Raw genomic sequence first — 13,919 nt, 5'->3', positions numbered from 1 at the left:
CAAACGGATTCAGTAGAAAACTCATGAGGGTAGACTTGAATGTTAACAATGAATCCTTTGTCGGCAACCACATTCCGATCTCCTCGGTAAGTGGTTAAGAAAAGCAGCCAAATAGATTTTTGATGATATTCAACCCCTCCGTCACTTCGTACCACCCCCTCTATATTTTGCTGGGCAAAACACCCCGTAAGGCTACGGGATACGGCAGGGAGGAGGGAAAATACCCACAAAGCATCGGAGCGGATAAAAGCTGTTCAAGAGGATACTTTCAACACTCTCCCTCTGCTCATCGTAGATGAGATAGGGGGAGTGCCCGCAGGGCGAGGGGGTTAAGCCTTCAATATAACATGCTATTTTTCAACCCCTCTCTTCGTCGCTATCGCTCCTCTGTCTCTCCCCTATATTTTGCGCCGCAAAACACAGGGGAGAAGTATTAATGCCTTCAATAACAGGAATAGGGTAGTGTATCTCCCTCTTACCGTGCTCCGTAGCATTACAGGGCACAGCAGGGGAGGAGGGTGGAAATCTTTCGACAACATCGTTCTGCTGCTGTTTTAATTTTTCTTTGTTTTGTGGGTATTTCTCCTTCTCCCCTGTTGCCGCAAAGCAGTACAATAGTGGAGAGGGGTTAAGAAGAATAGCTTAGAAATTTTTAAAGGGTTTAGGAGGACCTCTTTCCTATCCCATGCACCATGCCGCTGCGGGCTGCGGCGAAATGGGCAGATGCGGGAAATATCCTTTGGGAGAGGGAGGCGGAGGTGTAGGCGGTGCAGGAAGAACTTTGGGCAACCGGAGCGATTTGCCGGTCTTCTTGCGACGGCTGCATTTCGCCAATCGCCCCCGCTTCCATTGTTTGCGTTTTTCCTCCATATCCTTTTTCACCTCATCTTTGGCAGCCCAATAACGACGAGCGACCTCTTCCCAAAAACGACTTGCAAATTCTTCATAAGGATGCTTTTCACCCTCGGGCAAATCATACGCATCGGTCTCGTCGATGGCACTGACAATAGACGAAAAATAGTATGCCGCGCGTTTACACCATCGGTAACGCTGCACATATTCCCCCGGCAAACGTCCCTCGGCTATCATTTTGTCGATGTCGTTGTCGGTTTGTTGCTCTTCCTGTTCCCGACTGTGCCGTTCGAGCGTATCGACACAGCGGGTTACCGCCGTGATCTGTTTCGGTTGAGTCTTGGGATCGAGCTCCAACAGCTCGTTATAGTATTTGAGCAGTACGGCTTGGCGGGTCGATTCTATCGCCGTGCGCAAGTTTACAAAAGGTTCTTCTACCATCGTCTCGTATTTTTCGACAAATGTATGATCGAGATACGTTCTTTTTTATGGCATAACCGAACTTTAAACAGACCGCTCAACAGAATGCATTAATAAGAAACGGCACGCTTACTTCGAGTGCTATGCCATGTAAAATAGCTATCGGTATGAGTTCTTCTCCCTTATACGAACTTCGCACGATCATGGGAAGGCACACGTCCATCGAATTGATACCCGCTACCGAAATAGGAACCAACCTCCCACCCCAACGAGCGAGAACGGGTGTACCGAACAAAGCGATCATCTCGCGTATGACATTGGCGAGCAAAGCGATAGTCGCCAACTCGGCAGCTCCTTGCGGACCGAGGGTAGCACTTTTAATATCGGCTATCAACACCGACGATAACGAGTAATACCCGAAACCGCTGCCGATCGTCAAACAATCGTTCAAATCACGCCCATGCAGCAAAAAAACACCTATGGCCGAAAATAAAAGTGTGCCACCGATAGTAAAAACAGGCAAAAGAGACATGCGGGGATTAAGCGAATGGAATAATCCGCGTAAGTCATTGTTCGAACCTAAACTAATTCCCACTTGTACAATCAACAGCGAAAGAATAATTATAGGCAAATCATGACCGAGCAACCACTCCGGAGCGAAATCGCCCAACCCTACAAATACCCCGGCAAGGAAACAAACCAAAATCATCAAATTCCCTTTCACGATTCACCTCCTTTCTTAAAAAACAAACGTTGAGCTACACGAGCGGCCACAATACTCCCAAGCACACCGAGGCAGGCAATTACAGCCGCTTGCCAACCGAAATTGTAAAAATTATCTACGAGATTACGATCGGACCCTATCGACACCCCGAACACAAATAACAGGACACAAACGGTAATCTGTATACTCCATTTCGTCACGCCGACGAAAGAACGTCCGCGCAACATATATCCTACGCCAACACCCAAAACCAAAAGGATCAAAATACGAAACATAATTTGACTGTCTTTTATGCCACAGACTACAACGACTCCGTCGTCGTATCCGAGCTACGTTTATACGAATGAAAATAACCGGATAGGGCTTCCGCCCGCAAAAGGGGAAAAGAAAGTGAGATTTTACAGATTATCCCCTAAAAATCGATTGGCAGTCAAATAAAGCCGCTGAACCAATGGACATGCACGATCGAAAGCGCACGTACTCCCCTGCGCCTTACATCGAAACAAATATGCTTGCCCTGTTGAATCATACGAATAACTGAATAAAAATTCGAATGCAAAGGTAATACTCTTCTCCGAATTCTCCAAATCGGGCACACCATTTTGTTTTCGCTACCGAGGGGAGAAGAAAGAATACATCTCAACTTTCCCATGTATTTCTTTCCGCCTTTATCGGGCGGTGAAGCCAAAAGGAAAACGGCGGGTAACAGGCAAAGTAATCCGATACTAACTATGAGATGAAACGCTTTCGGTTAGGTGGAGCTTGTCCAGCTTTTTGGGGCAGTTCACCTTTAAACTCCTCCCCTTGCCGTGCCCCGTAGCATTGCGGGGTGTGGCGTTAGCCATATAGGGGAGGTGGCACGTAGTGACGGAGGGGTTGAAAAGCGCCATCTCATCAGTCGGTTTATATCAGATATTCAACCCCCTCGCCCTACGGGCACTCCCCCTATCTCATTCTACGATGAGCAGAGGGAGAGGATTGAAAATGGTATTTCTCGTTTCGGCACAAAGATAGCTTTGTACCCTTCTCCTCTATCGCATAATACTACGGGACACGGCTGGGGAGAAGGGATTAAAAAACTCAGCGGTATTTATACTGCCCGGTAATAATCCTGCAAGAGACAGCGGGCGATGAAGTCCCAGTTTTCGGTTACAAGTGCGGAGTCACCGTCGGCGAAGCGAGCATCGGGAAGCAGTCGGTTTTCGCACAAATAGATGAGTAGGTCTATGGGGCATCGCCCGGGTACGGTAAGAAGCGACAGTGCATCCCTCCGGGCTGCCTGCGGGTCGTAACAAGGATTGGCAGGGTCGCATACGCATTGGGCTATATCCGAAGCGATGAGCATGCCTTTGTAAGGCGTGACATAGAGAATAAAATTCTTTTTCCCGGCGAGGTGCGAGAGATGTCCGCCTTCTGTCTCTCCCCATTGCATCCCTTCGGTAAGAAATTTGTCCAACTCCGAGTAAGAGCCTATGTATTTGACAGGCATGCCTCCGGTTTCTCGGGTGAATTGCCGGTAATAGGGGTGCAGTTCCTTTTTCTCTTCCGCTTCTTCGGGGAAAGTGTGTTGCCAAAGCAAAGAGACCCATTCGTGAGCAAAGAGCGCCAAAGGTCCGGCCGGCAGAGTATATAGCGATTCCCGACGCAGTTCGCCGAGCTTGGCGATTCTTTCTTTGTCTCCATGCGATTTACTCTGTGCCTCGTGTGAAAGCTGCCGGGCGAGCGAACGATTGGAAGGGCCCAACAGAAACGAATCCCAAAAGAGCCATTCGGCGAACCGGTAACGGGATTCGGGGTCGTCGGTATCGTTCAGTTCGGGAAGGCAAAATTCTTGTAACAAGGGTGAGTCGGGAGCTGTTTCGTATTCCGACTCTAACAGATTGTAAATCTTATCGGCCGTTGTGATGAGACGATTGTCGAGCGGGGAAAGAACCTCGTGCAAGGAGTCGTGCGTACAAAGCAGATACCAGAGTAGTACTCGCAGGTCTTCCCGATTTACTTCCCCGTCGTAGTAATTCTCGGCGGGAAAGAATGGCAGGGTACGACCGTAGAGCGAGCGGTGGTAGGAGAGAAACGTTGCCCACAATCCCGTACCGGACAGAATATCGGCAAAATAACCTACGACATCGCAACAAAGATTTTTAGTGGCCTCCTCGGTTAATCTTTCTTTCAACGGAGATATTTTTACGAGGTCATATACTCGGTTGGCCAGTTGCGTATAGTAACGATCGCTGTCGGTCGTTTGTGTATAAGGCTGTCGAGAAAGCCATTGTTGCAAAGTGATGTTCATTGTCTTTCCTTTTTTACGAGATTAGTTATTCCGAGTCACACCCGAAAAGATAACGAGTTAGAGAGAATTCGTCTCCTGTCGGTTGTCAGGCTTCCCCGCCGGGAGCCATGAAAGGAGGCATACCGCCCCGTTGAGGATCGTTCATTTGTATAGGCCCGAATTGAGCTTCGTATTTGCGTATGTTGTCCTGCAAGGCGAATAACAATCGTTTGGCATGCTCGGCCGTGAGAATGATACGCGATTTCACCGGAGCTTTGGGAGCACCCGGAGTCATGCGGATAAAGTCGATAACGAACTCCGACGGAGCATGAGAAATAATAGAGAGATTGGAGTAAATGCCTTCGGCTACTTCGGCAGACAATTCTATCTGGATTTCCTTTTTTTCTTCCATAATCAGTTCAGTTTAAAGTAATAGTATTTATAGTTGAAATTTACTTGATTTACATAAAGTTGCAGCGTCGTATAAGGACGGCTTCGATAAGCCGAGATATTGAACGACGAGTATAGATTGCTCCAATGTCCCTCGGGGTCGTCGTTGCGACTGTGTCGCAACTGTACTTTCAAGGTATCGCCGGAAAGCTCGGCTTCGTCGGCGACAAGCAGGATGCTGTGCGGCCGGCTGTGGTAATCGATACGATACCTCAGATTAAGGAAGTCGCCGGTTTTCCATGCGCTTTGCAAATAAAGAGTATCGTCGGGCAACTGGTCGATTTTGTCATGGGGTACTATTCGGAGCGTGTCGAAATGAATAGCCGAAAGCGCTTGTATTTCTACCTGCTTTTTGTGTTCCGACAACGTTCCTATCGGGCGGTATTGCAGCAATACACGCACTCCCTCGCCCATGTCATCGCTATTTACTTCCGAAACGGGATAAAGCGTATCGACCGGAGCGGAATCGGTTGTCTGGTAGGTGAAATAAGGATTGCCTTTATTCGTATGGCAAGTGACGATGTCGGCATAGAAGATGCCGTAAATATCTTTTTCATCGTCTCCGCAAGCCGTTGCGAAGATAGATAAAAGGATAAAGGAGCAACCGTATAACCAACTCTTTTTCATTTGTATGCCTTGTTTTATTCTTCGACAGAAGCGGGAGAAACGATGGAACCGTCTTTCATGAAGAGGGTACGATCGGTCATTCGAGCCAACGTCTCGTCGTGCGTGACGATGACGAACGTCTGTTTGAACTCGTCACGCAGGTCGAAAAACAGTTTGTGTAATTCGATTTTATTTTTCGAATCGAGACTTCCCGACGGCTCATCGGCAAGTATGACAGAGGGGCGGTTTATCAATGCTCGGGCAACGGCAACCCGCTGTTTTTCACCGCCCGACAGTTGAGCCGGTTTGTGTCCCAGTCGGTCGCTCAGGCTCAGGAAATCGAGTATCCGCTTGGCTTCCTGTTCTGCATCCGATTGGTTTCCCCCCCCGATGAGAGCCGGAATCATCACATTTTCGAGAGCCGTAAATTCGGGCAACAACTGGTGGAACTGGAATACGAATCCGATGTTACCGTTTCTGAAACGCGCCATTTCCCTATCGGGGAGGTTATCCACCCGCCTGCCGTCGTATAAGATTTCCCCGCAATCGGGCTTGTCGAGCGTTCCCACGATCTGCAACAAGGTTGTTTTGCCGGCTCCGCTCGCCCCCACGATGGAGACGATTTCGCCCTGTTCGATCACGGCATCGATACCTTTCAGTACCTCCAAAGAACCATAGCTCTTGTGTATGTTTTTTATCTCTATCATACTTCTGTTAGTTTTCTGATGACATGCCCCGCCAGATAACACCCAAAGATTGCCGGCAGATAAGAAATCGTCCCGACGGTCGATTTTTTATTACGTTCTCCCTCCACGACCACGACGGCGTTACGATCGGCCTGCTCGGTGGAGAATACCGTTTTCAGACCTTTGGAAATACCCTCTTTCCGCAGTCGCAATCTTACCGCTTTTGCCAAAGCGCAATGGTAGGTATCGGCTATGTCGGCTATCCGTATGGCCGACGGGTCTTTGCGTCCGCCTGCACCCATCGATGAAACAATTTTGATTTTATGCCGCAGGCAATAGGCGATCAAAGCTACCTTCGGCGCCAGCGTGTCGATGGCATCGATGACAAAATCTATTTCGCCGCCCTCCAACAAAGCGGGAATATCTTCCTCTTCGATGAAACGATGCTGTGCCGTTAGCTTCAAATCGGGATTTATATCGAGAAACCGTTCTTTCAATATCTCGACTTTGGGTTTTCCCAATGTACTGTGCAAAGCTACCAATTGTCGGTTCAGATTGCTCTCGGACACGGTGTCTCCGTCGATAATCGTCAAAGCTCCTATACCGGCTCGCACGACCATTTCGGCGGCATAAGCCCCTACACCACCCACCCCCACGACAAGGACGTGGGCATTTTGCAATCGTTTTATCGGTTCATCGCCAAACAGCAGCCGGGTACGTGACAACCATTCGTCCATCTTTTCTTATGCGGTTTGTCTGTATATAATTGAATGACGAAGATACTCTTTTTTACCGAAAATCGGAAATAGCCGAGGCAAATTAAAGTCGAACGCATTGGCGATAGTAATATGGATAACGGTTTTTCGTCGATTCAGAAATGCGATTTGTCTTTTACTCACGACGTCCGTGGCACACGGATAGGCGGGACGATAGTAATCGATATGATTTTTATTCTATTTATAGATTTTATTCACAGGATTTTTGGTAAAAATAAGATTCATTGGGTTTTTCGGTAATCTCCTCATTGTATATTTGCGTTGTAAAATAATACGAAATAGACTATGCCGAGATACTAAGGCAACCTTGCTGGCTTTCTATTTTGTAAAGTAGTCACCTATTAAAAATAAAGTAATTATGAAGAAGTTTCTTGTTATGGCGTGTATCGCCGCTGCTTCGATGATAGCCTTGCCGGCTGTGGCTCAAACGACTACCGGTAGTAAGACCCAAACGGAATGCTGCAAAAAAGGCAAAGCCGATTGTAAGAAAGAGTGTAATTGCACCGATTGCAAATGCAAAGATTGTAAAGCGACGGCTCCTTGTTGCGACTCTAAGGCAAAATGCAACGACAAAGCTGATTGCTGCAAACAAGCCAAATGCGATAAGGCTAAGGCTCCTTGCTGCGAAAAGAAGAATGTAAAAAAGTAAATTCTGTTGTTGAAAGATGAATTCGGGGCGACCGCAAAATTGCGGTCGCCTTTTGTTTGATGGCCCGTAGTTTTCTTTGAAATATTATGCCGGAGTCGTGGTTATGTCCGAGTGGCCATGCCCCATGCGGTTCCTGTATTTCGTAGGCGAGACTTCTTTGTATTTCAGAAATGTCCGGCAAAAATGAGATAGATTATTAAATCCTACGCCGTACGCTATCTCGGAGACCGATTTGTCCGTCGTCGACAACAGGCGGCAGGCTATATCCATACGGTAGGTATTGAGATAATTCGTAAACGATACCCCTTTCATTCGTTTGAAAAAGACACAGAACGAAGAACGGTTCATGTGTACGAGGGAGGCGATTTCGTCGATAGGAATATCGTGATTATAATGCAAGGAAACATAAATCTCTATCTGTTGTATCTTCTTGTCCCGTTTCTTTAACGGGCGATTGATTCCTGTCGGATTCATCTCGTCGGAAAGAGCCAGATGTCCGAGTATCCGTATCACTCCCGATAATTGTCCGAGCGAGTCGGTTTTTATTATTTCCTGCATTTCATGCCTCACATTTTTCAATAAATCGCCTCGTAACTGAAAGGCCGTGTGTTGCCGGCTGTCGAGATGTCCGAGCGGCCCTATTTCGGGTAATGTAACCGAGAGTTCTTTAAACAGGTTTTTCCTGAAAAGCAGACAAATATCCTCTACCACATTGCCGGGATTGTTGTCGAATATCCAACCGTGCAACATGTCGGGCGGTATTAAAAAAATTTCATCTTTCGTGAAAGGTTGCGATTGGTCGCCGATAACGAATGTGCCGCAACCTCTGATAATGTAGATAAGTTCCCAGTCCGATTGTGTATGAATGGGAAACTCTTCGGACGGGTTTAGCAAATCGTGTAATACGAGAAAAGAATGCGTACCTCCTGTCAAGTGATAATATTTGGATTCCATCTGGGACTGTTTTATATAAAATGTAAATATAAATCAAAAGTTTCGAACTATATGCAAATATCAATCAAAATAAGAGTCCTACTTTTGTACCCGTAAAAAACAGCATAATATCATGGAGAAAATCACCGATGCGGTTATGTCCGAAAAACCACGTTATGCTATTCTCGACGGATTGCGAGGAGTGGCTGCCGTGATTGTCGTCGCCTTTCACTTGTTTGAAACTTATTCCAAAGGTCCTGCTTATCAAATATTGAACCACGGCTATCTTGCCGTCGATTTCTTCTTTGTACTTTCTGGTTTCGTGATCGGATATGCTTATGACAATCGATGGGGAAAGATGTCCACTCTGGCTTTTTTCAAACGCCGTTTAATCCGGTTGCACCCTATGGTAATCATGGGGTCGGCAATAGGCGCATTGTTGTTCTATTTCGGTAATTGCGAACGTTTCCCTCTTATAGACCAAACTGCATGGTGGCAGGTACTGCTCATGTTTCTGCTTGCCTGTACGATGATACCGGCGCTTACCAGTTGGGATATACGAGGCTGGCAAGAGACCAATCCGCTCAATGGGCCTACTTGGTCGCTCATGTGGGAATATCTGGCGAATATTCTTTATGCTTTGGTCGTCCGTAGGTTCTCCAAAATCGCATTGGTTTGTTTTGTTTCCTTTGCGGCGTTTTTGACGCTCGATTTGACACTTAACCTCGATGTGTTCGGGTTACTTGCCCATCGAGACATTACGGCTTATACCGTTATCGGAGGTTGGAGTATTACCCCCGAACAGGTCTATATCGGTATCGTTCGGGTGCTTTATCCATTCTTCGGAGGATTATTGCTGTTTCGTATAGGGAAACTTATTCGGGTAAAGGCCGGCTTCTGGTGGTGTTCGTTACTTGTCGTCGCAGCTTTGGTAATGCCTCGTATCGGAGGCGAAACCGATGCTTGGCAAAATGGTATCTATGATGCGGCATGTATACTCCTTTTGTTCCCCATTATCGTGGCGATGGGAGCCGGCAGCGAGGTAAAGGGGAAACACAGTGTGGCCGTATGCAATTATCTGGGCGAAATCTCCTATCCGCTCTATATTACCCATTATCCCTTTGCCTATATGCAGATGGCGTGGGTGACACACAATCCTGATGCATCTATGGGAGCGCACGTATTTGTCTCCGTATCGACGTTTATCTTGTCTGTCGGTGTAGCACACGCTTGTTTGAAACTCTATGATTTGCCTGTTCGCAATTGGCTGAAAAACAGGTTTCTTGTAAATAAGTAAGACCAGTCTATTTGGAACGGCAACATGTAAATCGAAATATTCTGCATTTTCATTTCTCATTCGGTTAAATTCATAACGTGAGTTCTGAATGCAGTGAAACTTTTGCGTCGGTAAATCAGCGTATAGTCCGAATTATATTCCGGGAAGTTCTCGACCGACAATCTTAAATGAAGCTTGTCGGTTTCTATTGCCGGTAACTGTTGGCGGAGGGTTATACCACGAATGTTTGTCTGACTTTTCACTTTTCCGGTTTCCCACAGCAACGAAGATAGTTTTTGGTCCACGGCCCATAATTCGGCTGTTACTTTCAGGCTTTCTTTATCTGTCACGCAGTCGTTCAATATCCATAATTCAGCTTCGAAATACTCTCCTTCGAACCATGTGAATTTGGACAGACGAGCACTTGCACATAGGGGACGACAGGAGTCGGCTACTGCCTCGAATGCTTTTTTGGGAATGGCCGGATAAGCAACAATCGAGTTGTTTGCGGCCGTCGGCCACGGTTCATTGAAGCACCAGTTCAAAGCCATCGAACAATAAGGTTTTTGGCGTCGGGCTTCTTCATAAATGGTCTTATAACCTTCGCTTTGCAGTAATTCGCTGCGGGCAATAAGCTCGTCGAGAGAATGGGCTTCTCCCCAATAATCGTTCAACAGGTTCGGACAAAGCCATGTCCCTAAATCAGCCTCCCATGCTCCGAATGCATGATGCCATTCCCAACTCGTTCCCGGCTTCGGGGGAAACAACTCTTCACGAGGTATGAAGGTTTCGAGAACGCTTCGAGGTGACACTCCGGGTATACCGAATTCTGTGTATGCCGTGCAATGAGCTTTTTCTATCAAGGTATAAATTTCCTCACCTTCCCATCGAAACATATAGGGTCCGTGTCCCATTCCCGGCATCGGCGAGGTGGGGATAAACGGAGTTTCGGGATCAAGCCGGAGACATAGGCTGTCCAGCAGTCTCAACGGCAAGGATTGCGATGTCATACCCGACCAGTTGTTGAATAACTCGTTTCCCCCGCACCAGATAGCCAAGCATGCATGTTTCCGCAATCGTCGGATAATCGAAGTGGCTTCTTGTTCCAGAACTTTCAGATAGCGAGATGTGTCGGGATAGCAATTACATGCCAAAGGGAATTCTTGCCATACCAGTATTCCCATACGATCGCATAATTCAAAGAACGCTTCCTTGTTGATGATACCACCACCCCATGAACGCAGCATATTGAAATGGGCTTGAATGGCTAACGATAGTAACTCTTCATATCGTTTTTCGGTTATCGTGCCCGGGAAAATTTCGGGATTGACCCAATTAGAACCTTTTGCAAAAATTTTTCTACCATTCAATTCGATTTGTGCCGGGGCAACACTCGGACCTTTGGGGAACCCCGACGGTTCTCGCCAAGCCCCTTCGTTCATGATTAATCTCACCCGGCGGAAACCTACCGTCTGGATTTTCCTGTCGAGCAATTCCCCCGAATCTTTACAAAATAACGTAATTTCCGAACGATATAGATAGGGTACTCCTTGATCGTGACACCACCATAAGTGGGGATTTTCCAATCGCTCTGAAAAAATTATGTGGTCATACGACTCACCACGGGTATGTAAAACCTCGTCCCCGTTATAGTCGTATAACCTCCATTCGTATATCGTAGCGGCCGGAGAGGAGATCGTCGCCGATACTTGTATATCGACTATTTCATAGTTATCGGAGAGTCGATATTCTATAAGAGTATCGTCCAAGATGGTTTTGGGACTTATTTCCAAATAGGTTTCGTCCCAAATCCCCGATGGAATAAGCCTCGGATGCCAATCCCACCCATAGCTTACGGCCGGTTTTACCGAGTCGGAGGCTTGTATTCGATTGTCTTGCTCGGCTCCTTCCTTTTTAGGAACGGGCCATATTTTTATTTCCAACGTATTTTCGTCTTGGATTTCCCCGGTGATATCTATATCGACAGGCGTGAACATTCCCTCTTGCGACCAGATGACTTTGTCGTTCAGCTTTATTTCAAAACGGTAGTCGATGCCCTTCGATACGAATCGCACCTGTTCTTCCCGACTTATCTCCGGGGAGTGAAACCGAGTTCGATAGATGAAATAGCAATCTTCCATCCATTTGTATAACATGTAATTGTCAGATTGTCGATAGTCTCCGTATTTCATCGCACGGGCAATATCGAGTTGCGTGGCTCCGGGAACGGTCGCCGGGAAAAATTTCAGAGGAGTAGCTTTTTCGTCGGAGGTGTACCCGACGCTCCATTCGGGATATATTTTCTTTTTAGGCTCCATTGTACAGTAAATCGGCTGTTAGGATCGAACAAATATAGCACAAGTTGAGTGCAGAGACAAGAGGAAATCATATTTCAGGCTTGGCTATGCCGAAACGAATCCCATATTATACAAAGAATAGAGGCAAATGAACATATTTTTTAGATTTAGACCATGCCGAACTACATCCTGTACCCTACAAATATAACTGAATTTTTATATAGTTTTTGGGAAGATGATACTTCTTGCAGGAATAATCGTTCAATATAACCTGACTGATGTGATGGCGTTTTCAACCCCTCCGTCACTATGTGCCACCTCCCCTATTGCTTTGCCACACCCCGCAATACTACGGGACACGGCAGAGGGAGGAGTTTGAAAATGTTTTAAACCTCTCACCCTATACTTCGCTATTGCAAAACACCGAGGAGATTGAAAATCATTCTTTCGGATAATGAGGACTGTATAGCATTTTCTTTTTGCGAACGACCAATCGCCCGTCTTTCACGAACTCTTCTCCTCGTTCACTGAGGTGACGTATCATTCGGACACGCAGTTCTTCCAACCGTTCCTTGTACTCTTTATCGTTAACGGCATTGTGGAGTTCCTGCGGATCTGCGACAAGGTCAAACAATTCTTCCTGCCCCGTGTAGAAACGCCATACATACTTTATTTTCCCATCGGTCAACGCACACCAGTAGTTGTCACGACTATAACAAGTGGCATGTTCCAAATCGATATATTCTCGCCACCCGGTATCGGTTCCTTTGGCCAGCGGTAAAAGAGGGCGTCCGTCCATATCGGCAGGGACGGTTGCCCCGGCTATATCCAAGAAGGTAGGTAAAACATCGCGCAATTCCACCGGATTATCTATTTTCTCAGCAACCCCACCGACATTTGCCGGCCACTTCGCGATACAGGGAACATGAACCGAGCCCTCATAGGGATAAGTCTTTCTCCAATGATAGTGGTCGCCCATCATATCGCCGTGATCCGATACGAAAAAGATGAGAGCATTGTCATACATACCTTTGTCTTTCAATGCTTGAACGATACGCCCAATTTGTTCGTCGATAAAAGTAATATTGGCATAATAGTGTCGCTTGGAATTACGGACATATTCATTACCGAAATTTCCGTAAGGGGCATCCGAGGCAGCCTCTTCGGGATTCAACCGCTTTGCGTATCTACCGCACCAATCTCCTATCGCCGGGTCGGGAACATCGACGTTATCATACATATCCAGAAAACGTTGCGGCGGATCATACGGACTGTGAGGACGGGCAAAAGACACTTTGAGGAACAAAGGACGGCTTTCGGGGTCATAATGGCTGATGAGATTGCAAGCCATTTCGCCGGTCCAGTACGTGGGATGTAGTTTTTCATCTAATTTGTAAACCTCAGCACCGTGATCGTTCCACCAAATGCCTGTTGCATCGGGATTCTTCCCGGGAGCTTGCACCTGAAACCACTGTCGATAATCACTGGTAAAATGGGGGTCTTGCCTGCGACCGCTCTCATCTAACAACGTTCCGTCAAATCCGTGTTTCACCCGCTGGGGATACCAATGCATTTTCCCGATACCAAAGGTGTAATAACCGGCATCTTTCAACATTTGAGGCATCTCGTACTCATACTTCGGCGCTACCCGTCCATATCCTAACATTCCGTGATGCCACGGCGACATTCCGGTCAACAATCCGGCACGGGCGGGCGTGCTGCTGGGACAAGACGAATAGGCATTCATGAACAAAGTTCCTTCGTTGGCAAGTTTGTCCAAATGAGGGGTAATGACAAACTCATTTCCCATACACCCCACAGCATCGCCCCGCTGTTGGTCGGTCATAATCAATATAATATGGGGCTGTTTTTGTGCATTCGCAAATGAGGAGCAAAATCCGGCAGAGAGAGCCAATGTGCATTTCAGGTTAGTCAAGGCATTCATAATTATCGTTTATTATCACACAAACGATACAAAAAT

13 protein-coding genes are annotated in these 13,919 nt (G+C 46.9%); 2 read left to right on the top strand and 11 right to left on the bottom strand.

Annotated features, from left to right (window positions below; all coding sequences use genetic code 11):
• Positions 1–678: 678 nt before the first annotated feature.
• The 8 genes from NBH06_RS09850 to NBH06_RS09815 form a co-directional block, all read right to left on the bottom strand.
• Complete coding sequence (locus tag NBH06_RS09850; protein WP_046412099.1) at positions 679–1,293, bottom strand: hypothetical protein; 615 nt, start codon at positions 1,291–1,293, stop codon at positions 679–681.
• A 76-nt stretch (positions 1,294–1,369) separates the two neighbouring features.
• Positions 1,370–1,996: a LysO family transporter gene (locus NBH06_RS09845; protein WP_021891267.1), complete on the bottom strand. Its 627-nt coding sequence runs from the start codon at positions 1,994–1,996 to the stop codon at positions 1,370–1,372.
• Positions 1,993–2,271 carry a LysO family transporter gene (locus NBH06_RS09840; protein ID WP_008862947.1) on the bottom strand — a complete coding sequence of 93 codons (279 nt, stop codon included), beginning with the start codon at positions 2,269–2,271 and terminating at the stop codon, positions 1,993–1,995. Before NBH06_RS09840 ends, NBH06_RS09845 begins: the two co-directional genes overlap by 4 nt.
• A gap of 815 nt (positions 2,272–3,086) precedes the next feature.
• Entirely contained in the window at positions 3,087–4,286 is a 1,200-nt protein-coding gene (locus NBH06_RS09835; RefSeq protein ID WP_250794127.1) for a DUF3843 family protein, read from the bottom strand.
• Positions 4,287–4,371: 85 nt separating this feature from the next.
• Positions 4,372–4,677, bottom strand: a complete 306-nt coding sequence (locus tag NBH06_RS09830; RefSeq protein WP_195634206.1) for a DUF3467 domain-containing protein — start codon at positions 4,675–4,677, stop codon at positions 4,372–4,374.
• A 2-nt stretch (positions 4,678–4,679) separates the two neighbouring features.
• Positions 4,680–5,342, bottom strand: coding sequence for a NigD1/NigD2 family lipoprotein (locus NBH06_RS09825; protein ID WP_250794125.1), 663 nt, complete (start codon positions 5,340–5,342; stop codon positions 4,680–4,682).
• Between the two features lie 14 nt (positions 5,343–5,356).
• On the bottom strand, positions 5,357–6,028 hold the full coding sequence (locus NBH06_RS09820) for an ABC transporter ATP-binding protein (protein ID WP_250794123.1): 672 nt from the start codon (positions 6,026–6,028) through the stop codon (positions 5,357–5,359).
• Entirely contained in the window at positions 6,025–6,744 is a 720-nt protein-coding gene (locus NBH06_RS09815; RefSeq protein WP_250794121.1) for a tRNA threonylcarbamoyladenosine dehydratase, read from the bottom strand. Before NBH06_RS09815 ends, NBH06_RS09820 begins: the two co-directional genes overlap by 4 nt.
• Positions 6,745–7,141: 397 nt before the next feature.
• On the opposite strand from NBH06_RS09815, the gene NBH06_RS09810 reads away from it, so the two are divergent.
• A complete protein-coding gene (locus NBH06_RS09810) occupies positions 7,142–7,432 on the top strand; it encodes a hypothetical protein (RefSeq protein ID WP_021891262.1) in 291 nt (96 codons plus the stop codon).
• Positions 7,433–7,516: 84 nt separating this feature from the next.
• On the opposite strand, the gene NBH06_RS09805 is transcribed toward NBH06_RS09810, so the two are convergent.
• Positions 7,517–8,386 carry an AraC family transcriptional regulator gene (locus tag NBH06_RS09805; RefSeq protein ID WP_250794119.1) on the bottom strand — a complete coding sequence of 290 codons (870 nt, stop codon included), beginning with the start codon at positions 8,384–8,386 and terminating at the stop codon, positions 7,517–7,519.
• 112 nt (positions 8,387–8,498) lie between these two features.
• Here NBH06_RS09805 and NBH06_RS09800 point away from each other — a divergent pair, with 112 nt between their 5' ends.
• On the top strand, positions 8,499–9,662 hold the full coding sequence (locus NBH06_RS09800; protein WP_250794117.1) for an acyltransferase family protein: 1,164 nt from the start codon (positions 8,499–8,501) through the stop codon (positions 9,660–9,662).
• Between the two features lie 56 nt (positions 9,663–9,718).
• Here the strand turns inward: NBH06_RS09800 and NBH06_RS09795 are convergent, their stop codons facing one another.
• Positions 9,719–11,959, bottom strand: coding sequence for a glycoside hydrolase family 2 protein (locus NBH06_RS09795; RefSeq protein ID WP_250794115.1), 2,241 nt, complete (start codon positions 11,957–11,959; stop codon positions 9,719–9,721).
• 418 nt (positions 11,960–12,377) lie between these two features.
• Positions 12,378–13,883 (bottom strand): arylsulfatase, encoded by a 1,506-nt coding sequence (locus NBH06_RS09790; protein WP_250794113.1) that lies wholly within the window; start codon positions 13,881–13,883, stop codon positions 12,378–12,380.
• Positions 13,884–13,919: the final 36 nt, after the last annotated feature.

Source organism: Barnesiella sp. B2-R-119, from assembly GCF_023656675.1.
Taxonomy (GTDB): domain Bacteria; phylum Bacteroidota; class Bacteroidia; order Bacteroidales; family Barnesiellaceae; genus Barnesiella; species Barnesiella intestinihominis.
This window is presented reverse-complemented; position numbering and strand designations above follow the sequence as displayed.